23 protein-coding genes are annotated in these 22,118 nt (G+C 62.3%); 12 read left to right on the forward strand and 11 right to left on the reverse strand.

Annotation, left to right across the window (positions count from 1 at the left end; translation table 11 throughout):
- Nucleotides 1–20 precede the first annotated feature (20 nt).
- A complete protein-coding gene (locus tag N005_RS15015; protein ID WP_047701905.1) occupies nt 21–935 on the reverse strand; it encodes a LysR family transcriptional regulator in 915 nt (304 codons plus the stop codon).
- A 104-nt stretch (nt 936–1,039) separates the two neighbouring features.
- Here N005_RS15015 and N005_RS15020 point away from each other — a divergent pair, with 104 nt between their 5' ends.
- The 3 genes from N005_RS15020 to N005_RS15030 all read left to right on the forward strand — a co-directional run bounded on the left by N005_RS15020 (nt 1,040) and on the right by N005_RS15030 (nt 4,094).
- Nucleotides 1,040–1,639, forward strand: coding sequence for a short chain dehydrogenase (locus N005_RS15020; RefSeq protein WP_047701906.1), 600 nt, complete (start codon nt 1,040–1,042; stop codon nt 1,637–1,639).
- Nucleotides 1,640–1,718: 79 nt separating this feature from the next.
- Nucleotides 1,719–2,393, forward strand: a complete 675-nt coding sequence (locus N005_RS15025; protein ID WP_047702230.1) for a COG3650 family protein — start codon at nt 1,719–1,721, stop codon at nt 2,391–2,393.
- A gap of 87 nt (nt 2,394–2,480) precedes the next feature.
- A complete protein-coding gene (locus N005_RS15030) occupies nt 2,481–4,094 on the forward strand; it encodes an NAD(P)/FAD-dependent oxidoreductase (RefSeq protein ID WP_047701907.1) in 1,614 nt (537 codons plus the stop codon).
- Between the two features lie 143 nt (nt 4,095–4,237).
- Here N005_RS15030 and N005_RS15035 read toward each other — a convergent pair whose 3' ends face one another.
- Entirely contained in the window at nt 4,238–5,332 is a 1,095-nt protein-coding gene (locus N005_RS15035) for a PLP-dependent cysteine synthase family protein (RefSeq protein WP_047701908.1), read from the reverse strand.
- A 257-nt stretch (nt 5,333–5,589) separates the two neighbouring features.
- On the opposite strand from N005_RS15035, the gene nhaA reads away from it, so the two are divergent.
- Nucleotides 5,590–6,777, forward strand: a complete 1,188-nt coding sequence (nhaA, locus tag N005_RS15040; RefSeq protein ID WP_047701909.1) for a Na+/H+ antiporter NhaA — start codon at nt 5,590–5,592, stop codon at nt 6,775–6,777.
- Nucleotides 6,778–6,990: 213 nt separating this feature from the next.
- Here nhaA and N005_RS15045 read toward each other — a convergent pair whose 3' ends face one another.
- Nucleotides 6,991–7,455 carry an outer membrane lipoprotein gene (locus tag N005_RS15045; protein ID WP_024776354.1) on the reverse strand — a complete coding sequence of 155 codons (465 nt, stop codon included), beginning with the start codon at nt 7,453–7,455 and terminating at the stop codon, nt 6,991–6,993.
- A gap of 171 nt (nt 7,456–7,626) precedes the next feature.
- Between N005_RS15045 and N005_RS15050 the strand changes: the two genes are divergently transcribed.
- Nucleotides 7,627–7,911 (forward strand): hypothetical protein, encoded by a 285-nt coding sequence (locus N005_RS15050; RefSeq protein WP_052126395.1) that lies wholly within the window; start codon nt 7,627–7,629, stop codon nt 7,909–7,911.
- On the opposite strand, the gene pdxH is transcribed toward N005_RS15050, so the two are convergent.
- From pdxH to dinG, 4 genes are all read right to left on the reverse strand, one after another.
- Nucleotides 7,859–8,506: a pyridoxamine 5'-phosphate oxidase gene (gene pdxH, locus N005_RS15055; protein WP_047701910.1), complete on the reverse strand. Its 648-nt coding sequence runs from the start codon at nt 8,504–8,506 to the stop codon at nt 7,859–7,861. The two genes, N005_RS15050 and pdxH, sit on opposite strands and share 53 nt — an antisense overlap.
- A 24-nt stretch (nt 8,507–8,530) precedes the next feature.
- Nucleotides 8,531–9,646 carry an OmpA family protein gene (locus N005_RS15060; protein WP_047701911.1) on the reverse strand — a complete coding sequence of 372 codons (1,116 nt, stop codon included), beginning with the start codon at nt 9,644–9,646 and terminating at the stop codon, nt 8,531–8,533.
- Nucleotides 9,647–9,764: 118 nt separating this feature from the next.
- Nucleotides 9,765–10,910 carry a serine hydrolase domain-containing protein gene (locus tag N005_RS15065; protein ID WP_047701912.1) on the reverse strand — a complete coding sequence of 382 codons (1,146 nt, stop codon included), beginning with the start codon at nt 10,908–10,910 and terminating at the stop codon, nt 9,765–9,767.
- A gap of 152 nt (nt 10,911–11,062) precedes the next feature.
- Nucleotides 11,063–13,207, reverse strand: coding sequence for an ATP-dependent DNA helicase DinG (dinG, locus tag N005_RS15070; RefSeq protein WP_047701913.1), 2,145 nt, complete (start codon nt 13,205–13,207; stop codon nt 11,063–11,065).
- 98 nt (nt 13,208–13,305) lie between these two features.
- Here dinG and N005_RS15075 point away from each other — a divergent pair, with 98 nt between their 5' ends.
- On the forward strand, nt 13,306–13,770 hold the full coding sequence (locus N005_RS15075; protein WP_047701914.1) for a CopD family protein: 465 nt from the start codon (nt 13,306–13,308) through the stop codon (nt 13,768–13,770).
- 123 nt (nt 13,771–13,893) lie between these two features.
- Here N005_RS15075 and N005_RS15080 read toward each other — a convergent pair whose 3' ends face one another.
- The 3 genes from N005_RS15080 to N005_RS15090 form a co-directional block, all read right to left on the reverse strand.
- Nucleotides 13,894–14,652: a hypothetical protein gene (locus N005_RS15080; RefSeq protein ID WP_047701915.1), complete on the reverse strand. Its 759-nt coding sequence runs from the start codon at nt 14,650–14,652 to the stop codon at nt 13,894–13,896.
- Nucleotides 14,645–14,917, reverse strand: coding sequence for a DUF1145 domain-containing protein (locus tag N005_RS15085; RefSeq protein ID WP_047701916.1), 273 nt, complete (start codon nt 14,915–14,917; stop codon nt 14,645–14,647). Before N005_RS15085 ends, N005_RS15080 begins: the two co-directional genes overlap by 8 nt.
- 166 nt (nt 14,918–15,083) lie before the next feature.
- Complete coding sequence (locus tag N005_RS15090) at nt 15,084–15,779, reverse strand: PA1041 family peptidoglycan-binding anchor lipoprotein (RefSeq protein WP_047701917.1); 696 nt, start codon at nt 15,777–15,779, stop codon at nt 15,084–15,086.
- A 191-nt stretch (nt 15,780–15,970) separates the two neighbouring features.
- Between N005_RS15090 and N005_RS15095 the strand changes: the two genes are divergently transcribed.
- The 4 genes from N005_RS15095 (at nt 15,971) to N005_RS15110 (ending at nt 17,718) form a co-directional block, all read left to right on the forward strand.
- Nucleotides 15,971–16,468: a DUF6231 family protein gene (locus N005_RS15095; protein WP_047701918.1), complete on the forward strand. Its 498-nt coding sequence runs from the start codon at nt 15,971–15,973 to the stop codon at nt 16,466–16,468.
- A 14-nt stretch (nt 16,469–16,482) separates the two neighbouring features.
- Nucleotides 16,483–16,959 carry a YchJ family protein gene (locus tag N005_RS15100; RefSeq protein WP_047702232.1) on the forward strand — a complete coding sequence of 159 codons (477 nt, stop codon included), beginning with the start codon at nt 16,483–16,485 and terminating at the stop codon, nt 16,957–16,959.
- A 64-nt stretch (nt 16,960–17,023) separates the two neighbouring features.
- Nucleotides 17,024–17,509, forward strand: coding sequence for an LEA/WHy family protein (locus tag N005_RS15105; protein WP_047701919.1), 486 nt, complete (start codon nt 17,024–17,026; stop codon nt 17,507–17,509).
- 5 nt (nt 17,510–17,514) lie between these two features.
- Nucleotides 17,515–17,718 (forward strand): SEC-C metal-binding domain-containing protein, encoded by a 204-nt coding sequence (locus N005_RS15110; RefSeq protein WP_003198420.1) that lies wholly within the window; start codon nt 17,515–17,517, stop codon nt 17,716–17,718.
- Nucleotides 17,719–17,870: 152 nt separating this feature from the next.
- Here N005_RS15110 and N005_RS15115 read toward each other — a convergent pair whose 3' ends face one another.
- On the reverse strand, nt 17,871–18,428 hold the full coding sequence (locus N005_RS15115; RefSeq protein WP_047701920.1) for a cysteine hydrolase family protein: 558 nt from the start codon (nt 18,426–18,428) through the stop codon (nt 17,871–17,873).
- A gap of 157 nt (nt 18,429–18,585) precedes the next feature.
- Here N005_RS15115 and N005_RS15120 point away from each other — a divergent pair, with 157 nt between their 5' ends.
- Both N005_RS15120 and N005_RS15125 read left to right on the forward strand, forming a co-directional pair.
- Nucleotides 18,586–19,230 carry a glutathione binding-like protein gene (locus N005_RS15120; protein ID WP_047701921.1) on the forward strand — a complete coding sequence of 215 codons (645 nt, stop codon included), beginning with the start codon at nt 18,586–18,588 and terminating at the stop codon, nt 19,228–19,230.
- Between the two features lie 285 nt (nt 19,231–19,515).
- The gene (locus N005_RS15125) at nt 19,516–21,966 is read left to right on the forward strand and encodes a penicillin acylase family protein (RefSeq protein WP_047701922.1); all 2,451 of its coding nucleotides are present in this window, start codon (nt 19,516–19,518) and stop codon (nt 21,964–21,966) included.
- Nucleotides 21,967–22,118: the final 152 nt, after the last annotated feature.

The raw sequence follows: 22,118 nt of genomic DNA on the forward strand, positions 1-22,118 counted from the left end.
AGGGTCGGTGTGATGCCTCATTATTGCTGGAGACGGTCCAGCGCTTCACCGCTGCGCTTGAACCAGGCGATCAGGTAGTCGGCCAGCACCTGGGTGCGCTTGGGCAAGCCGCCCTGATAGGGGTGCACCAGGTACATCGGCATGCGCCGGGTCTGGAAATCCCGCAAGAGCCAGCGCAAGCGTCCATCAGCCAATTCTTCATTCAGCAGGTAGGACGGCAGCCGGGCGATTCCTGCCCCCGCCAGGGCGGCTTTTTTCAACAAGCTGTAGTGATTGCTGGCGAACGGCCCCGACACCCGCACCCGGAGCAATTCGTGTTGTTGGTGATACAGCCACTCTTCCCGGCCACTGTAGTGGCTGTTGAGCAGACAGCGATGCTCAGCCAGGTCCTGGGGCGTTTGTGGTTCGCCGTACTGATCGAGATAAGCCGGGCTGGCGCAGGTCATCTCATGCCACGCCAACAAGGGTCGGGCGACCAGTCGCTCATCGATGGCGGCGTCGGAGCGGATCGCCAGGTCGAAACCGTCGCGGGTCAGGTCACGATAGCCGTTGCTGAGTTCCAGTTCGATCTGCACGTTGGGATACGTGCGGGCGAACTCCAGCAACAGTCCCTCGAAGAAGGTTTCGCCCAACGACACCGGCACCGTCATACGCACCGGCCCGGAAATATCATCTTTCAATCGAGCCAGGGCCTGACGCGCCCTTTCCACCTGAACCAACAACGCTTGGGCCTGTGGCAGCAAGGCCGCCCCGGCGGCTGTGAGGCTCAAGCGCCGTGTGGTGCGCTGCAGCAGTACCACTGAAAAGCGACTTTCCAACAGGCTTATGCGCTTGGACAGCTGGCCCTTGCTGCACCCCAATTGTTGGGCCGCCAGGGTAAAACTGCCGGCCTCGATCAACACGGCGAACGCCGCCAGGTCATCCATCTCGCTCACTGGATTGTTTCCAATTGAAAACCAAAGGTTGCCTATTAGCACGCTTATCAGCGGAAAAAACCACTCTAAACTGCAACCTCGTTCAACCCACTGAGGAACAGCCCGTGAAAATTCTGTTGATCGGCGCCAACGGCACCATCGGTTCGGCCATTGCCAACGAACTGGCGCCACGCCACGAAATCATTCGAATCGGCCGCAACAGCGGTGAATTGCACGTCGATATCAGCGACAGCGCCTCGATCCGCGCCCTGTTCGAAAAAACCGGGCGCTTCGACGCGCTGATCTGCGCCGCCGGCAGCGTCACGTTCGCACCACTGAGTGATATGACCGAGGAAAGTTTCGCCCTCGGCTTGAAGGACAAGCTGATGGGCCAGGTCAACCTGCTGCTGATCGGTCGGGAGTTCGCCAACGACGGCGCATCCTTCACCTTCACCACCGGTGTGCTGAGCCATGATCCGATCAGGAGCGGCGCTTCGGCAGCGCTGGTCAACGGTGCCCTGGACAGTTTCGTGCGCGCGGCGGCCATCGAGTTGCCAAGGGGCCTGCGAGTCAACTCGGTGAGCCCGAACGTGCTGCTGGAGTCCATGGACAAATACGCCCCTTACTTCCGCGGCTACAAACCAGTGGCGGCCGCCGACGTGGCATTGGCCTACGCCAAGAGTGTCGAAGGCCTACAAACCGGCCAGACTTTTCATGTAGGTTGAATAGCACTTTGCCTACGCTCCCGCTTGTGATGCGGGAGCAGTCTGAGTAACGTGACGGCACCTGTCTGGAGACCCGATGATGCGTGCCGCCCGTTCCCTGTTGTGTGTTGCCCTCCTTCCCCTGTTCGCCGGCTGCCAACTGCTCGACGCCCCGCGCGAGAGCGCTTCCCATGCCGGACAGACGCGCATGCAAGGCGAGCTCACGGCGGCCGATGGCAAGCTGGTGTTCCAGCCGTGCCAGGAACAACGCCGCTACATCGTCAACGACAGCGGCGGCACCAGCGTGCTGCAACAAGCCGCTGCCCTGGCCGATGAGCGCGGCAAGCTGTTCGCCGACGTGCGCGGCCATATCGTCTCCAGCGCCGCGGCGGGGGCCGACAGCCAATTGATGGACCTCGTCAACATAGCGGACCTTGCGACGGGCACGGCCTGCGACGATGTCGACTTCAAACGGCTGGTGCTACACGCCACCGGCCACGGTCCGGAGTGGAGCCTCAAGGCCAGCGGCAAGGGCCTCGTGCTCGAACGTGACGGCCAGCCCGCGCTGGCGGTGCCCTACGTTGAAGAGCAACTGGGGGACGGCCGTTTCGACCTGAGTACCGAAGCGAATGGCCAGAAAGTCGAGCTGTGGGTCGCCCCCCAGCGTTGCGTCGACAGCACCAGCGGCAGTGTCCGGCACATGAGTGCCGAGTTGCGGGTCAATGGCGTGGTCCAGCGTGGCTGCGCCTACTTTGGCGGTGCGCGTAACGACTGATTCACCGTGACAGGGGATTGCAGCATATAATCGCCGGTTTGAAGAACGCCCTGGCGCAGTTGTGCGTCCCGCGAACCGGATCCCGTCATGTTACGAATCACCGAACTCAAGCTGCCGATCGACCACCCCGAGGAAGACCTGCGCGCTGCCATCCTGCAGCGCCTGGGCATCGCCAGCGATGACCTGCTCGACTTCACCTTGTTCAAGCGCAGCTACGACGCGCGGAAAAAATCTTCCGAACTGTGCTTCATCTACACCCTCGACCTGACGGTACGCGATGAAGCCGGCCTGCTGCGCAAGTTCGCCGACGACCGTAACGTCAACGAAGCGCCGGATGTCAGCTACAAGATGATCGGCCAGGCACCGGCAGACCTGGGCGAGCGGCCGATCGTGGTCGGTTTCGGCCCGTGCGGCATCTTCGCCGCCCTGCTGTTGGCGCAAATGGGCTTCAAGCCGATCATTCTCGAACGCGGCCCGGAAGTGCGCCAGCGCACCAAGGACACCTGGGGCCTGTGGCGCAAAAGTGTGCTCAACCCCGAATCCAACGTGCAATTCGGCGAAGGCGGCGCGGGCACCTTTTCCGACGGCAAGCTCTACAGCCAGATCAAGGATCCGAAGTTCCTCGGTCGCAAAGTACTGCACGAATTCGTCAAGGCCGGGGCGCCGGAAGAAATCCTCTATGTCAGCAAACCGCACATCGGCACCTTTCGCCTGACAGGCGTGGTGGAAACCATGCGCGAGCAGATTCGCGCCCTCGGCGGCGAAGTACGCTTCCAGCAGCGGGTTACGGATGTGCTGATCGAGGACGGCCAGTTGGTCGGTGTCGAACTGGCCAGCGGTGAACGCATTCACTCCAGGCACGTGATCCTGGCCCTGGGCCACAGCGCCCGGGACACTTTCCGCATGCTTCACAGCCGGGGCGTGTACATGGAAGCCAAGCCGTTCTCGGTGGGTTTCCGCATCGAACACCCGCAATCGCTGATCGACAGCGCGCGCCTGGGCAAATACGCCGGCCACCCGAAACTGGGCGCCGCCGACTATAAACTGGTGCATCACGCCAAGAATGGCCGTTCGGTGTACAGCTTCTGCATGTGCCCAGGCGGCACCGTGGTGGCGGCGACGTCCGAGCCGAACCGCGTCGTGACCAACGGCATGAGCCAGTATTCGCGTAACGAACGCAACGCCAACTCCGGCATCGTCGTGGGCATCACCCCGGAAGTCGATTATCCGGGCGGCCCGCTGGCCGGGATCGAGCTGCAGGAACGCCTGGAATCCCATGCTTTCGTGCTCGGCGGCAGCAACTACGAAGCCCCGGCGCAACTGGTGGGCGACTTCATCGCCGGCAAACCGTCCACGGCACTGGGCAGCGTCGAGCCGTCCTACAAACCCGGGGTTTCCCTGGGCGACCTGGCCCTGGCCCTGCCGGACTTCGCCATCGAAGCCATCCGCGAAGCGCTGCCGGCCTTCGAGAAACAGATTCGCGGCTACTCGCTGCACGACGCCGTGCTGACCGGGATCGAAACCCGCACCTCATCGCCGCTGCGCATCACCCGCAACGAATCGCTGCAGAGCCTGAACGTGAAGGGCCTGTTCCCGGCAGGTGAAGGCGCCGGCTACGCGGGCGGGATCCTGTCGGCGGGCGTGGACGGGATCCGCATTGCCGAAGCGGTGGCGCGGGATATCCTCGGCCTGGAGGGCTGATCCCCTTTCAAGTGACGTGGCGGTTAGGGAACACCCTCGCTCGGTGCTCGCGATAGCGGCGGGTCAGTCGACGAAGAAAGCGTCTGACACTCCGCTATCGCGAGCAGGCTCGCTCCCACAGGAATTCCAGTGTCTGGAAGGTCTCAGATATTGGCCCGCAGCACCGTCTCCGGCAGCGCCTCGCCGCGCTCCACGCTCGCCGCCACGGCGTCCATCAATCCATCCAACTCATACCCCTGGGCCTTGAGCCACACCGGGTCGTAATACGTCGTGGCATAACGCTCGCCGCCATCGCACAGGATCGCCACGATCGACCCTGACTCACCGGCGTCCACCATCCGCTTCGCGGCGATCAGCGCACCGATCAGGTTGGTGCCGCTGGATCCACCGACCCGTCGTCCCAAGCGCTGGGCCAGGTAATGCATCGCCGCCAGCGACAAGGCATCGGGTACCTTGACCATCGCATCAATGACGTTGGGCAGGAACGACGCCTCGACCCGTGGCCGGCCGATCCCTTCAATCCGCGAGCCGCATTCCAAACGGAGGCTGGCATCGCCGCTGCGGTAGTAGTCGAAAAACACCGAACGCTCCGCGTCGGCACAGAGTACGCGGGTACCGTGCTGCCGATAGCGTACATAGCGGCCCAGGGTCGCGGTGGTCCCCCCGGTCCCCGGGCTGGAAATCAGCCAGCTCGGCTCCGGGTGCTGTTCGAAACGCATCTGCTGGAAGATTGACTCGGCGATGTTGTTGTTGGCTCGCCAGTCCGTGGCACGTTCGGCGTAGGTGAACTGATCGATGAAGTGCCCGTCATGCTCACGGGCAAGACGCTCGGACTCGGCGTAGATCTGCGTAGGATCGTCCACCAGATGGCTCTGGCCGCCATAGAACGCAATCTGTGCGATTTTTTCCCTGGACGTCGTCGCCGGCATGACCGCAATGAACGGCAGGCCCAGCAACCTGGCGAAATAGGCCTCGGAAATGGCGGTCGATCCACTGGAAGCCTCGATCACCGGAGCGCCGGGCTTGAGCCAGCCATTACACAGCGCATAGAGAAACAGCGACCGAGCCAGTCGGTGCTTGAGACTGCCAGTGGGATGGCTGGACTCATCCTTGAAGTACAACTCGATGCCCGGAAAACCCGGCAGTGGCAGCGGGATCAGATGCGTATCGGCGCTGCGCTGGAAATCGGCCTCGATGATGCGAATCGCTTCGCGTGCCCACTGACGGTGGTCATTCATGTGTTCTCTCGCAGGATAGGTTCGACGCGGGGAAAGCCTGGCGGTCAGGACTGGATATGGGAAAAACCAGTCACAAGCTTAGGAAAAAACCGACATCACGCACAGGTACAGCTAAGGTCCAATATGCCCTGCAACTGCCCGACCGCCTCGCCGGCCTTGTAACGACATATAACAAAAAAGAATATAACTTTTGTTTTAACAACTAACAGTACGGGTTAGGGTGTGACCACTTTTGTTTTGACGAATGGAGAGCGAAATTGCCTCTACGTAATTCCCTGACACGTTTTTTCCAGCTGGAGGCAGCCAGCGGCCTGCTGTTGATCGCCGCCGCGGTGCTGGCCCTGGTCATCAACAATTCGCCTCTTTCCTGGCTGTACGGCGGCCTGCTGGATACCCCCGTGGTGGTCCAGGTCGGCGCGTTGAAAATCGCCAAGCCGCTGCTGTTGTGGATCAACGATGGCCTGATGGCGATGTTCTTCCTGCTCATAGGCCTGGAAGTCAAACGCGAAGTGCTCGATGGGCAACTGTCGAAGCCTTCGCAAATCGTCCTGCCGGGAGCAGCGGCGATTGGCGGCATGGTCGTGCCCGCGCTGATCTACTGGTTCCTCAACCGTGACAACCCGGCTGCCCTTTCGGGCTGGGCCATCCCCACGGCCACCGACATCGCCTTCGCCCTCGGGGTGCTGGCCTTGCTGGGCAAGCGAGTACCGGTTTCACTCAAGCTGTTCCTCATGACCCTGGCGATCATCGACGACCTGGGCGCCATTATCATCATCGCCATTTTCTATTCCGGCGCCCTGTCGACCTTGTCGTTGATGCTGGCGGCCGCATGCATTGCCGTACTGGTGGCGATGAACCGGATGGGCGTGGTCAGGCTCGGTCCCTACATGATCGTTGGCCTGATTCTCTGGGTCTGCGTGCTCAAGAGCGGGGTCCATGCCACCCTGGCCGGGGTTACGTTGGCGTTCTGCATTCCGTTGCGCACGAAAAACGCCGAAACCTCGCCGCTGTTGACCCTGGAGCATGCCCTGCATCCATGGGTGGCCTATGGCATCCTGCCGCTGTTCGCCTTCGCCAATGCCGGCCTGTCCCTGAGCGGTGTCACCGTCGAGAGCTTCACCCACCACGTGCCGATGGGCATCGCGGTCGGCCTGTTGCTGGGCAAGACCGTCGGTGTGTTCGGCCTGACCTGGCTTGCCGTGAAAATCGGCATCGCCAACCTGCCCCTCGGCGCCAATTGGGGTCAGGTACTGGGGGTGGCGATCCTGTGCGGGATCGGTTTCACCATGAGCCTGTTCGTCGGCTCACTGGCCTTCGAGCCCGGCACCAGCGAGTATGCCGGCATGGACCGGATGGGGATTCTCACGGGGTCGATCCTCGCGGCGCTACTGGGCTACATAGTGGCAGCGGCGGCCAGTCGCAAGCCTTCCGCGTTGTCCTCCTGATTCTTGAAGCAAACGCAATCCTTCTGTGGGAGCGAGCCTGCTCGCGATAGCGTCGGCACATCCAGCCTCTATTCAAGCTGACTCACCGCTAAGCGCTCGTCCGAGCGAGGCACAGGGGAACGCGTACGCTAAAAAAACGGCGCTTTCTCCATTGGAGGAAGCGCCATTTTTTGAGCAGACATTAAAACCAGAGAAACGCTTACCCGATCCAGCTTAGTGCGATACGCGACTCGTCCCGCCCACAGTGGAAATACGAACCCGCTCACCCACGCGGAACACTTCGTTTTCCTGAACCTGTTGCACGTAGGCGCGCATGCTGCCGTCGTCTTCGCGAACGGTGATTTCCACGCCCTGGGTACGGGTCAGGCCTTCCTCAGTCGCGGAACCGATCAGGCCGCCGGCCACCGCACCGATAACGGCAGCAACGATGCTGCCACGGCCGCCACCGATGGCGCTGCCGCCTACACCACCCACCACCGCACCGGCCGCACCGCCGATTGGGGTCTTGGTGCCTTCGATCTTGACCGGACGCAGGGATTCGATGGTCCCCATGCGAATGGTCTGCACGCGACGCGCTTCGTCACGGGAGTAAGAGTCACCGGTCAGGCTCGACTGACAGCCAGTGAGCAACATCGCCATCGTGGAAAAGGAAGCAACCAGCAAAACAGACTTACGCATAGCATCGAACTCCAAAAGACAGGGAACTATTAAACTCCGCAGCTTGACGCCTGTCACGGCCTGGCCGGGATAAAATTGTTTTCATTCAGGTGGGATACAGGCGCACCCGAAAAATTCACCCAACAGTAGCGTCAATTTCCGAAACCTGCGTCATCAGCCCAAGGATTTTGCATGGATTATTTCATCATCGTCGCGACCACCATCGCCGGCCTGTACTTTCACTGGTGGCTGTATGTGCGGATCAAACGCTGGATGGACCGCGATCTGGCGCTGTCATTGGCGGGGCAGGATGAGCAAAAGAAAACCTACATGCTGCAACAGCTGGCCCGCGCCCGAGAACAGGGGATCAAGCGCCGGGACCTGCCGCAATGGCTTCAAGCCGCTGCGACAGGTTATGCCGATGCTAAGGCGCCAGGCGCTCGCGAGTCCAGTCCGTCCCTTGCAGACGGTAATTGAGGCGATCATGCAGGCGGCTCGGGCGACCCTGCCAGAATTCGATGCGCTCGGGCAGTAAACGATATCCCCCCCAATGCTCCGGACAGTGGGGCTGGCTATCACTGAAACGTTGTTCGGTGGCCTTGAGCAGGTTTTCCAGCTCGTCGCGACCGGTAATCACCCGGCTCTGGGGCGAGGCCCAGGCACCGAGACGACTGCCCAATGGACGAACCTGATAATAGGCGTCCGATTCCTGCGCCGTGACCTTCACCACCTTGCCCTCGATGCGTACCTGACGCTCCAGGGTCGGCCAGAAGAACGTCATGGCCGCGAACGGATTCGCGGCCAGTTGCTGGCCCTTGGCACTGTCGTAGTTGGTGAAGAAGGTAAAGCCCTGGGCATCCAACCCCTTGAGCAACAGGATCCGGCAGTGCGGACGGCCATCGGCATCCACCGTGGCCAGGGTCATGGCGTTGGCCTCCACCGGAGCCTGCTCGGTTTTCACCGCCTCGGCGAACCATTGATGGAACAACGCAAATGGCTCGGCCGGGGCTTGCGCCTCGGCCAGGCCATCGCGGGTGTAGTCGCGGCGCATATCAGCCAGCGTTTGGGTCATGGCGCACTCCTTGTGGTTCGCCTGTCACTGCTTGGGGGTATCGGCGGCCGCGACTTTCTTGGCATCGGTGGCGGCCTTGGCCGGCTGAGGTTTCTTCGCCGGGGTGGGCTTCTTGGCCGGGGCTTTCTTCGCTGGAGCCTTGGCGGTGGCTTTCTTGGCCGGCGCCTTTTTAGTGGCCGGCACCGTGGCTTTCTGGGTCGCAGGCGCCGGGACAGCTGGCTTCACGTCCTGGGCAGCCACCAGCGTGACCGGTGCCGGAGCCGACAAATTGTATTTACCGACCAGTGCCATCAAGGTGTTTTGCGGCGTTACCAGCAACTCCACGCGACGGTTCAAGGCGCGACCTTCAACACTGTCGTTGGCCGCACGCGGTTCCACCGACCCCAAGCCCCGCATCATCAGGCGATCGCGTTGCAAACCACTGAGACGGAAAATAGCCGCCACGGACTGGGCACGCTCCTGGCTGAGCTTCAGGTTCGCCGGCGCAGCGCCCGAGGTGTCGGCGTGGCCCAGAATCAGCACGGCGGATTTCGGGTCGGCTTCCAGGACCTTCGCCACGCGCGTGAACGGGCCGAGGGTCACCGGCAGCAGCATGGCCGGACGATCCGGGTTGAAGGAGCTGTCCACGGGTGCGGTGACCACCAGGACGTTGTCGCGACGCTCGAGCTGGAACTTGCTGCCCTCGATGGCGGTGCGCAGCTTTGGCTCGTAGTCGTCGAGCCAGGCCTGGGTGACTTTCGGATCGGGCAGCGGCGCTGCCTTGGCGGCTTCCTGCTCCTTGCCGCCGAATGGCCACCACCATTTCCCACCGTCTTGCGTTTCGGCCTTGGCAACAGGCGTCGGGGCCTTCGCTACAGGCTTGGCTTCCGCCTTGACCTGGTCTTTTGCGGCAGCGTCGTTGGCCGCATCATCGTCGGAGGAGAACGGCCACCACCAGTGGCTGGCGCTCTCGGCCTTGGCCTGCGGCGCGATGGCCGCCGGCTTCAGGGGGGCCGCAGGCGCCGCCTCTTTGACCGCAGCCTGGTCGGAAGAGCCGAACGGCCACCAACCACCGCCGCCCTCGGCATCATTTTGTGGAGTTTGCGCGCAACCGGTGATCGCGAAGCACAGCGCCAGGGCGAGGGATTTATTCGATAACATTGGATATCCACAAAATGATGTAAATGAAAAATACAGGACCCAGTCCGGGGCACATAAACAGACGCTTTGAAACCGAAAAGGACACCAGGTTCCGATGCGCCCCCCCTTCAGGAACGTTTTACAGACAAGTGGCAAGCACCCGCGCCAGGTTCTGCGCGCGCGGATCCATCAACACGTAAGGCCCCAGCGTGTTCGTCACGAAGCCGAACGCCACGTCATGCTCCGGATCGGCAAACCCGATGGAGCCACCCGCCCCCGGATGACCGAATGCCCGCGGGCCCAGGCCGTAGGTGGCGTTCGGGACATCCGGCTGGTCCAGCATGCAACCCAGGCCGAAACGGGTCTGGGTCAGCAAGGTCTTGTCCTCGCCGAAACTATGCTGGCGGGTCAGCTCATCGAGCATTTCACCTTCCAGCAGGCTGCCATCCAGCAGAGCGGCATAGAACCCGGCGATGCTACGGGCGTTGCCGTGGCCGTTGGCGGCCGGCTGCTGCATGCGTCGCCACTCGGGTTTGTTGGTGCTGGTCAGGACGGATGGCGGATTGGTGAAGGCCCGGGTGGTCATGGCGGTGGGCTCGCGCATCGTCACCTGGAGCAGGCGTTGCGCCGCCGCATCGCCGACGTTGCCTTTGCCGCGGGCGATATGGGCCACGCGATGGAACTCCTGGTCCGCGAGGCCGACATGGAAATCCAGGCCCAACGGCTTGGCCACCCGTGCCACGATGGACTCTCCAGGGCCTCGACCGTCTGCCCTGCGCAATAATTCGCCGACCAGCCAGCCGTAGGTGATCGCGGCGTAACCATGGCCATCTCCCGGTGTCCACCAAGGCGTTTCGGCAGCCAGGGCGTTGACCATCGTGTTCCAGTCATACAAGGCTTCGGGCGCCAGCAATTCACGCAACGCCGGCAATCCGGCCTGATGGCAGAGCAATTGGCGCAGGGTAATGGATTGCTTGCCGGCCGCGGCAAATTCGGGCCAGTACCGGGCGGCCGGGGCGTCCAGTTGCAACTTGCCTTCCGCGACCAGTTGCAGGGCAGTGACGGCAGTGAAGGTCTTGGTGCAGGAAAACAGATTGGCGATGGTATCGCTGTGCCAGGCCTCGTGCCCGTCCTTATCAGCCGTACCGGCCCACAGATCGATCACCGTCCGGCCGCCGACCTGGATGCACAGCGCCGCGCCGCGCTCCTGGGGATCATCGAACAGCGCTGCGAAGGCTTCGCGTACCGCCTCGAACTGAAGTTCATAATGGCCTTGAATCTGCACCCGCAACTCCTTTGAAACAAAGACTTTCTCAAGTGGCCGCATTGTTTCAGCCATTGGCGGTTTTGGAAACCGTCATGGGACGGCTGGCCAAGCCAACATTGATTTGTGGTGAGGGAGCTTGCTCCCTCGCCACAGGGACCGTGCCGTCAATATCAGGAAATCTCCCGCCGAAACGGCGGCAACGCATTGAGAATCGCCTTGCCGTAGCGCTGGGTCACCAGCCTGCGGTCAAGCAAAGTGATGGTGCCGCGGTCTTCTTCGGTACGCAGTAAGCGCCCGCAGGCCTGGACCAGTTTCAGCGAGGCATCCGGCACGGAAATCTCCATGAACGGGTTGCCGCCACGGGCTTCGATCCATTCGGCCAATGCTGCTTCCACCGGGTCGTCCGGGACCGAGAACGGGATCTTGGCGATCACCACGTGCTCGCAATAGGCGCCGGGCAGGTCCACCCCTTCGGCAAAGCTCGCCAGGCCGAAAAGTACACTGGAATCCCCGCCATCGACCCGTGCCTTGTGCTTGTTCAGGGTCTCCTGCTTCGACAGGTTGCCCTGGATGAACACCTGCTTGCGCCAGTCACGGTCAAGGCCATCGAACACGTCCTGCATCTGTTTGCGCGAGGAAAACAGCACCAGGGTGCCCCGCGAACCCTCCACCAGCTGCGGCAGGTCACGGACGATCGCGGCGGTGTGCGCGGCGGCGTCCCGTGGATCGGCCTTCAGGTCCGGTACCCGCAACACACCGGCGTCGGCATGATGGAACGGGCTCGGGACCACGGCGGTCACGGCGGTTTTCGGCAGGCCGGCACGCATGCGGAAGCGATCGAACGTACCCAACGCAGTCAGCGTGGCGGACGTCACCAATGCCCCGTAGGCGACATTCCACAGATTGCGACGCAACATGTCCGCCGCCAGGATCGGGCTGGCATTGACCTCGATATCGAACAGCGAACCGCTTTCGGCCAGGGTCAGCCAGCGCGCCATCGGTGGGTTGTCCTCCGGGTCTTCAGTGGTGAAGGCCATCCACAGGTCCCAGTTGCCCTGGGAGCGAGACAGCAGGCTGCCAAACAGCGGGTACCATTCCTCGGCCTGGTTGCTGGCGATACCGATATTGACCTCGCCATCCATCCCTTCCTTGAGCAGGTCGGTCAGGCGCGTGAACAGGTCGGTCAGGCGGGCAAAGCCCTTCTTCAACTCGATGCCCATTTCACGCATGTGCTCGGGAATGACGCCGCCGACGAAACGATGGCGTGGCCGCTCGCGGCCCTCGACGTCCTCGCCCGGCTTGAAGTCGGCCACCTGTTCGCAAGCGGTGAACATGAACTGCTGGTTCGTCTTGATCTCCCGCGCCAACTCCGGCACCTGCTCGATGAACTTGCCCAGGTCCCCCGGCAGCGGATGCTGGGCCAACAGCTTGGTGAGGTTCTTGGCGGTGGTTTCCAGCCAGTCGGCGGTGGAACGCAAGCGGGTGTAGTGGGCGAAGTGGCCGATGGCCTTGTCCGGCAGGTGGTGGCCTTCGTCGAATACGTAGATCGTATCGCGCGGATCCGGCAGCACCGCACCACCGCCCAGGGCCAGGTCGGCCAATACCATGTCGTGGTTGGTGACGATGACGTCGACCTTGCCCATGCCTTCGCGGGCCTTGTAGAAGGCGCACTGGCCGAAGTTCGGGCAATGACGGTTGGTGCACTGGCTGTGATCGGTGGTCAAGCGAGCCCAGTCGGCATCTTCCAGGGTGGTGGGCCAGCTGTCGCGGTCGCCGTCCCACTTATTGCCGGCCAGTTTCTCGATCATGCTGGTAAACAGCTTCTGGCTGGCTTCATCGACTTCGATCTTGAAGCCTTCTTCCTCGAACAACTGAGCCGTGGCCGTCTGCGCCTGGCCCTCCTGCAGCAGCATGTCGAGCTTGGACAGGCACATGTAGCGCCCGCGCCCCTTGGCCAGTGCAAAGCTGAAGTTCAACCCGCTGTTGCGCATCAGGTCGGGCAGGTCCTTGAAGACAATCTGCTCCTGCAGGGCGATGGTGGCCGTGGCGATGACCAGGCGCTTGCCGGCGGCCTTGGCCGTGGGGATCGCCGCCAGGCTGTAGGCAACGGTCTTGCCGGTACCGGTACCGGCCTCCACCGCCACGACGGCGGGATCGCCATCGCGTCGGCCTTCGTCGTCGGTGGCGATGTCACCCAGGACTTTCGCCACTTCGGCGATCATCAGGCGCTGGCCATAACGCGGCTTGAGGCTCTTGGCTTCGAGAAAACGCGAATAGGCGCCCTGGATCGTGGTTTTGAGTTCGGTGCTGATCATGAATGTCGGGCGCTAGAAACGCTGGATAAATTTTCAGTGGTTCGGATCGGCGGCTATCATACCCCGCTAATGAATCCTGCGCAGAACGGAGTAACTCAATGACACCCTTTGCCTTCATCTACACCCTGCATTTGCTGGCGGCCCTGATCTGGGTCGGCGGCATGTTCTTCGCCTGGATGATCCTGCGCCCCGCCGCAATGACGGCGCTTGAGGGCCCTGCCCGGCTGAAACTGTGGGTAGAAGTGTTTCAACGTTTTTTCATCTGGGTCTGGGTGGCGGTGGTGCTTTTGCCGATCAGCGGTGTAGGTCTGATCCACATACGCTTCGCCGGTTTCGAAGCGGCACCGCGCTATGTACAGATCATGATGGGCCTGTATGTGGTGATGATGGCGCTGTTCATCCGCATCCAGGGCTTGCAGTTGCCGGCACTGCGCAGTGCCGTGGCGGAGCAGGACTGGCCGACGGCAGCGTCGGTGCTGGGGAAAATCCGCAGGCTGGTGGGCATCAACCTGCTGATCGGATTGCTGGTGGTGGCGATTGCCGCGGCCCGGCCGATATTCTGAAAACTTCGAACAGCCCCTGTGGGAGCGAGCCTGCTCGCGATAGCGTCCGCTCAGTCAGCCCTGATGTGACGGATGGATTGCTATCGCGAGCAGGCTCGCTCCCACAGGGTTTATTTCCTGAACTTAAAATCGTTGTACGGTCACCGTCCCCGCCGCTCCGGCAGGTCCTGGTTGGCCGGCGGCTCCCGGGTGGCCACTTTTACCGCCGTCGGCGGTGTAGACGAAACACCCCTTGGCCTTGCCGCCGGCGCCAGGCTTGCCACCGGGACCCGGCGCACCGCCGGCACCGCCATCGACCGCCACCTTGATCCGTTCGGCCGGGTAATCCCGGGGCAGTTCGAGGCGCACCAGCGCACCGGCGGCCCCCGGCTGGCCATCGCTGCCATTGCTGCCATCGGCGCCGCGTCCGGCCGAACCCCAGGTGCAACCCGGAGCCTGCCCGTTGGCACCGTCAAGGCCCACGTAGCCTGGCGCCCCCGTGCCGCCACGGGCATCCACCGACAGCACCGGCGCATTCAATGCATTGAAACGCAGGTTGAGATCGCGCCCCGGCCGTGCAGCCTTGGTATAAGTGCCCGGCGCCCCACGGGAAGTGATCTGGCTGCCATCAGCCAGTTCAGCCTGGGTAACGCTCATCGCCAGCGGCTGTTGCGCAGGCACGATGGCGATCCGCGCTTCGCGCCCCAGATGCAGTTGTTCAATGGACAATTGAGTGACGTTCGACGGCACCAGCAACGTGCCGTAATCGGCCACGTCCAGCCGCTCCAGGGTCAAGGTGCTGGCGGTATTGGGCAGGCGCATCAACGAGTGGGTTTCTACCTGGAGTACTTGGGCACATGCCCATGGGCACACGAATGCAGCGAGCAGACACAATTTACGCATGGGAGGCCTCTGCGGCAGTCGGGAGGGTTTGCAGATGAAAGATGCCGAACAGCAGCACTCTGAGGCGTTCACGACCGGGAGAGGACAAGCCACGGAAACTGGCTCGGAACAACAGCAGCTCGAGCAAATGGATCGCCAGCAACATTGCCCCGGCAAGGTTGACCAGCACATGCAGCGGATGGACGAACGGCACGACCAGATTGACCAGCACCACCAGCCAGAACAGCAGGGTCAGCAAGCGCCCCAGCCCCCAAAACACCTTCATACGCCCCCCGGTGAACATTATTCTTTGCACGCACAGTAACGGCTTGCGCGCAGGTTAAGCCAGAGGGCAAAGCAAATTTAATCCATGGGACAAGCGCGCGGGTTTTGACTGGAAAAGCTGTCGTGGCAAGGGAGTCCTCACCACGACAGGCCCCACATCGCAGGGGTTAGCGGTTTATCTTGATTTCAGTCCGACGGTTCATCGCGCGTCCATCGGCGGTTTTGTTGTCGGCCACCGGCTGACTCTCACCGGCACCGGCCACCGAGACGAAACTGGCGCGAGGCACGCCGCTTTCGACCAGGTACTGCACCACCGAATTGGCCCGTTTCTCCGACAGTCGCTGGTTGTAGGCATTGCTGCCAACACTGTCGGTATGACCGGTCACCCGAAGCTGGGCAGTGGACGACTCCTGTTTCAGGCGGGTCGCAACGCCACTCAGCACCTCTTTGTCGGCCGCGGTCAACGTGGACTTGTTGAATTCGAAATGCACATCGCGAACCACGATGGTTTCCTCTTTGACGACAACCGGCTCCTCGGCCATCGGCGCTGGGGCGGGCGGCGGGCAGCCATCTGCGTCGACTTGCACGCCTTTCGGGGTGCCTGGGCACTTGTCGCGGCTGTCGGGCACGCCATCGCCGTCTTCATCACCGTCTCCGTGCACCCAGCAGTAGGCTGCCGCCATGCTGCCGGCGAACAGCGCACCGTAGCCGGCCCAGGAGGTGCTTTCAGTGGCGCCCAATCCCGCACCAACCACGCCGCCGACCGCTGCACAGGTCGGCCAATCGGTTTTTTGCAAACCTGCGCAACCAGTCAACACACCGGTTAGCAGAACCAGGGGTAACGCTGTCCGAACTATGCTCATCGGGTTTCTCCTTGAGGGATCGGCTTTGCACCGATTCTGGGGAGTAAAGACCCGAGTTCGGATCTGCGCCAGCACCACGCTATCGCGGATTTTGCCCAGTGTTTGCGGCCGTTCGGCACGTTTTAATGCAAACCGCTCTAGGCCACGTTGTCCAGGCAGGCTATCGTGGCGGTTCTGACCGAGGAATCTCAATGACCGTTGCCATTTCATCGCGCACACCCCAGCAGGCACTGGCCGCCGTGCTTGACCGTTATGCCCCGCGAAAACTGTTGTTGGTCGGCGCCAGCAGCTTTCCCGCCCTCGAGGCATTCCAGCAGGCCCATCCCGACACCGAAGTGGTCCAGGTCGCTCCCGGCCCGCTGCCGGTGGAGGTGGCCGGACAGCGCTTCGACCTGGCCCTGGCACTCGATTGCCTGGAACATGTGCCCAAGCGCGACGGTCTGAACCTGCTGGGCGGGATCCGTAATCTCAACGCCAGTCGTATCGTCGTGCTGGCCGACCTCGATGCCTGCGGCTGGCAGGAAACGGACTTCTTTTCCCTGGCCTTGCAAGCCAGTGAACGGTTCCAGCGCGAGGAACAGGTGCTGACCCTGTTTACCTACGATCTGCTTGAATACAAACAGGTCCCCGATTGGCTCAATTCACGTTTCTGGGCCAACCCCGAAAACTTCGGAAAATATTGGTGGTAGCCGTGAACACAAGCTTGAACGCAACCATTTGTCCCTGCGGCAGTGGCAACTCGTTGAACGCCTGCTGCGGCCATTATCACGACGGCCACCCCGCACCCTGCGCCGAAGCCCTGATGCGCTCACGCTACAGCGCCTATGTGCTGGGGCTGGTGGATTATCTGGTGAGCACCACCCTGCCCGCCCAGCAGGAGGGCCTCGATCGCCTGTCCATCAGTGAGTGGAGCAGCAAAAGCACCTGGCTGGGACTGGAGGTGGAAAGCAGCGAGGTGTTCGGTGGGCAGCCGGAGCATGCCTTTGTCACCTTCACCGCGCGCTGGCACGACGGCCAGGGGGAACACGCCCATCGCGAACAGTCGTCATTCGTGCAGAACGAGGGGCGCTGGTATTTCATCGACCCGACCGTACCGGTCAAGACCGGACGCAACGACAGTTGCCCGTGCGGCAGCGGGCACAAATTCAAGAAATGCTGCGCAGGCTACTTCGCTCGCTGATTTCGGAAATGTCCGACGCTTGCCCCTGTATCAGCGGGCTAGACTGGAAGCAGAGGCGCGGACAATGACCCATCCATTACACACACTACGCATCACCTGCCTGCTGCTGTTCATCGGGCTTGGCGGCTGTGCGTCCTGGCAAACCGACGAGGTACCTGAGCCGCAGGTGCACCTGGTCAAGGTCGAGGTGGTGCGGGCCCGGCTGCTGGAACAGCGGTTCATGCTGCATTTGCGGGTCGACAACCCCGGCGACAGTGACCTGACCGTGCGCGGCCTGACCTACCGGATCCATCTGGGCGACCTGCTGTTGACCGAAGGTGAGCATGAGCACTGGTTCACCGTCCCTCCCGGGCAAAGCGGCTACTTCAAGATACCGATCCGCACCAATCTGTGGCCGCAGGTGCGGGAAGTGGTGAAACTGCTCGAAAAACCCCGCCAGCAGATCCCCTATCGCCTGGAAGGTGAGCTGGAAACCGGATTATTCATCGCCCACTACGTGCACCTGGAACGCAATGGCGTGATAATCGCCGCCGATTTTATTGCGGAGTAACCCCGATGACCCAACAACCCCACGTTCACGGCCCTGATTGCAACCACGATCACGACCATCACCACGATCATGACCACGGCCACGTCCATGGTCCGAACTGCGGCCATGCCCATCAGGAGCCGGTGCGCAACGCCTTGAAGGATGTCGGCCGCAACGACCCTTGCCCTTGCGGCAATGGCAAGAAATTCAAGAAGTGCCACGGGGCCTGATGGCCAGGGCGGAGCGTGTCTTCGCCGGTTGAATCGTCATCGCGAGCAGGCTCGCTCCCACAGGAATCAGGACAGGCGTCAGATGCGTGAACGCCGCAGATCCCTTGTGGGAGCGAGCCTGCTCGCGATGAGGCCACCACAGCACCGCTTCGTCAGCCCGCCTCCAGAATCCGCTTCACACTGACCACCGTCGCATACTCGCCATGCAAGTTGCCCAGGGACATGGCGTGGACCTCATCGGCCGAACGGGCGCGGCCGAAATAATCGGCCTTATCGAAGGTGAAACAGGCATCTTCGGCCACCCAGGTATCGAAACCCAGGTTGCCTGCCGTACGCGCCGTGGACTCCACCGAGTTGTTCGTCGCCACGCCGACGATCACCAGTTGTCCGATCCCCGCCTGGCGCAGGTCAGCCTCCAGGTGAGTGGCGCAGAACGCATCCGGCACGTCCTTGTGGATCAGCCACTCCCTTTCCTGCGGTTCGAACCGCTCCTGGACTTCCACCCCCTGCTGCCCAGGCCAGAACACTGAATCCGGCGAACGGGACAGATGATGGACATGGATCACTGGTCGCGCCGAAGCTCGCCAGAAAGCCAGCAGTTCGAGCATTCGCAGCTCTGCCTCGGGGTTGTTGCGAGAACCGAGCCTGGGATGCAGGATGCCTTTCTGTTGATCGATGAGAATCAACGCTGCGTTGTTCTTTAGCTCCATGTCCATCACTCCATTCCGATTTTTCGCTTGCCCGGTCATTGAATTTTCCACACTGGAGCATCACCTCTGCCTACAGGCAAGCCTTCGGGCAAAAAGAGGACGACCTCCTGCCGTCGTTTGTTGTCCATCCATCACGCTGTCTCATCTGGAGCCTTCCATGATCGACTTGTACTACTGGACCACCCCCAACGGCCATAAAATCTCGCTGTTCCTCGAAGAGGCCGGCCTGCCCTACAAGGTACATCCGGTCAACATCGGCCAGGGCGAGCAATTCAAGCCGGACTTCCTGAAGATCGCCCCGAACAACCGCATCCCGGCCATCGTCGACCATGAGCCCGCCGACGGTGGCGAGCCGATTTCGCTGTTCGAGTCGGGCGCGATCCTGCTGTACCTGGCGGAAAAGACTGGCCGTTTCATTCCACAGGACCTGCGTGGACGACAGCAAGTCCTGCAATGGCTGTTCTGGCAGATGGGTGGCCTGGGGCCGATGGCCGGGCAGAACCATCACTTCAGCCGGTTCGCTCCGGAAAAGATTCCCTACGCGATCAAGCGCTACGTCGACGAAACCGCTCGCCTGTATGGCGTACTGGATCGGCGCCTGGCAGACCGTGATTTCGTGGCGGGCAGCGAATACAGCATCGCCGACATGGCGATCTACCCCTGGACGGTCTCCCATCAATGGCAAAGCCAGCGCCTGGAAGACTTCCCGAACCTGCAGCGCTGGTTCAATCGCATCAAGGAGCGCCCGGCCACGGTGAGGGCCTATGCGCTGGTGGATAAGATCAATCCACCGAAGCCTTGAAGTGAAACGGTGACATTCCCGGACCCTATGGCAAAAAAAGAGGGCTGTTGTGGCGAGGGAGCTTGCTCCCGCTGGGCTGCATAGCGGCCCCTTTTTTTGCGGTTGCTGCGCAACCGAGCGGGAGCAAGCTCCCTCGCCACAGGGATCAAGTTCAAGCCCCGGTATACCACTGTCGGTTTATCGCCAAATCCACAAATAACCCCCGCCCCCGCTTGCGCGGCCCCCTCCTGCTCACTAACGTAGCGCCTTTATTTGCCGCCCCCCCCCTCCCGCAGGAGCTTTGTCATGGCCTCGCCAGCCTCTAATTTCTTCTTTCCCCGGCTCGGCATTGCCGCCACCGTGGCCAGTGTGCTCGGTTTGAGCGGTTGCCAGGCCTGGAATACCCAGGACACTGTCCCGCCGACTTCCGGCGTGCAACCACTCAAGGGGCTGGCGCAGAACGTCTCGGTTCGGCGCAATGCCATGGGCATGCCGCTGATCGAGAGCAGCAGCTTCCATGATGCGCTGTTCGCCCTCGGCTATGTCCACGCCAGCGACCGCATCACCCAGATGGTGACCATGCGCCTGCTGGCCCAGGGTCGGCTGGCGGAAATGTCCGGGGCTGAACGGCTGGACGTCGACCGCTACATGCGTGCGGTCAATCTGAAGAAAAGTGCCGACGAGCTGTACAAGGCTTCGTCGCCACGGCTCAAACGCTTCTTCGAAGTCTACGCCCGCGGCGTCAACGCCTACCTGTTCCGCTACCGCGACAAACTGCCGTCGGACCTCGCCGCCACCGGTTACAAGCCCGAATACTGGAAACCGGAGGATTCGGCGCTGATGTTCTGCCTGCTGAACTTCAGCCAGTCGGCCAACCTGCCGGAAGAAATCGCCGCCCTGGTCATGGCCCAGACGGTCAACCAGGACAAACTGGCCTGGCTGAACCCGTCCTACCCGGACGAACCCCTGCCCCAGGGCGAGGCCGACAAGCTCCAGGGTATCCGACTCAACGGCCAGATCCCGGGCCTGAACGAAATCAGCCACGCCACCCGCCAATTGGCCGAACTGAACCTGTTGGGCGCCAGGTCTTCGAACAGCTGGGCCATGGCCCCGCAACGCAGCCGCAACGGCAAGAGCCTGCTGGCGAGCGACAGCCATGGACCGCTGGGCGTGCCGTCGTTGTGGAGCGTGGTACAGATTCGCGCGCCCAAATATCAGGCGGCCGGTGTTTCCGTGGCCGGCATTCCGCTGATCCTGGCCGGCTACAACGGTGACGTGGCCTGGAGCATGACCAGCGTCCAAGGGGACAACCAGGACCTGTTCCTGGAAAAAATCCGACGCCAGGGCAATGGCTTGTCCTACGAGGTCAACGGCAAATGGCAGACGGCGATGGTTCGCAACGAGACCTACTTCGTCAAAGGCCAGCGGTCGATTCGCGAAGCCGTGTACGAAACCCGCCATGGCCCATTGCTCAACAGCGTCCAGGGTCTGGCCACGGCCAACGGCTTTGGCCTGGCCTTGCAGACGCCGAGCCTCACCGACGACAAGACCCTGGACGCATTCTTCGACCTGTCCCGGGCACAGAGCGCTGAGAAAGCCTCCGACGCCAGCCGTGAAATCCGGGCCATGGCGGTGAACCTGGTGTTTGCCGACGCCGGCCACATCGGTTGGCAGGTCACCGGGCGCTATCCGAACCGCCGTGAAGGCGAAGGCCTGTTGCCGTCGCCGGGCTGGGACGGTCGCTACGACTGGGAAGGCTACGCCGACCCGATGGCGCACCCTTACGACCAGGACCCGAGCCAGGGCTGGCTGGGCAACGCCAACCAGCGGGTCATTCCCCATGGCTACGGCATGCAGCTGTCCAACTCCTGGGCCGCACCGGAACGTGGCGAGCGCCTGGCCGAACTGGCCGGCGCCGGCAAGCACGACGTCCGCAGCCTGACCGCCATGCAATACGACCAGACCACGACGTTCGCGGCCAAACTCAAGAAAGTCTTTGAAGCCCCGGGCATGGCCCAGCCCCTCAAGCAGGCCATTGAAGCCCTGCCAGTGGCTGACCGGGCCAAGGCCCGCGAAGCCTATACCCGCCTGATGGCGTTCGATGGCCGGCTCAGCCCGACCTCCGCCGATGCAGCCCTCTATGAACTGTTCCTGCAAGAAAGCATGAAGCAGATTTTCCTCGACGAACTGGGCCCGGAGAGCAGCCCGGCGTGGAAAGCGCTGGTTGCCAACGGCCAACTGTCCTATTCGGCCCAGGCCGATCACTTGCTGGGACGCGAAGACAGCCCGTTCTGGGATGACGTGCGTACGCCGCAGAAAGAAGACAAGGCCGTTATCCTCGCCCGCAGCCTGGCCGCGACCATCAGTGCCGGTGACAGCCAATTGGGTAGCGACCACAAGGCCTGGCAGTGGGGCAAATTGCACAGCTATGCGTGGAAGAACGGCAGTGGCCAGGTCGTACGCGGTCCGCTATCGGCCGGCGGCGATGCCACCACGCTCAACGTTGCGGCGTTCGCCTGGGGTCAGGACTTCAACGCCAGCCAGGCGCCGGACATGCGCTTCATCGTCGATTTCGGCCAGCCCGAACCGTTGATGGTCCAGGGCGGTGCCGGCCAATCGGGCAACCCGGCCAGCCCCAACTACCTCATCGGCATCGATCCGTGGGTCAAGGGGCAGTACCAGAACCTGCCGCTGCAACCGCAGAACTTTGATCGGGCGTATGGCAAGGGGCGGTTGACCCTGGTGCCGGGTAAGTAGCAGCAATACTCCTCCCTGTGGCGAGGGGATTTAGCGAAACGTCGCACCGCCCCGCTGGGCTGCGCAGCGGCCCTAGAACCAGACAACTCGGTGTGTCAGGCAAATTGAGTTGCTACTTTGGGGCTGCTTCGCAGCCCAGCGGGGATAAATCC

Source organism: Pseudomonas mediterranea CFBP 5447, from assembly GCF_000774145.1.
GTDB classification, from domain to species: Bacteria; Pseudomonadota; Gammaproteobacteria; order Pseudomonadales; family Pseudomonadaceae; genus Aquipseudomonas; species Aquipseudomonas mediterranea.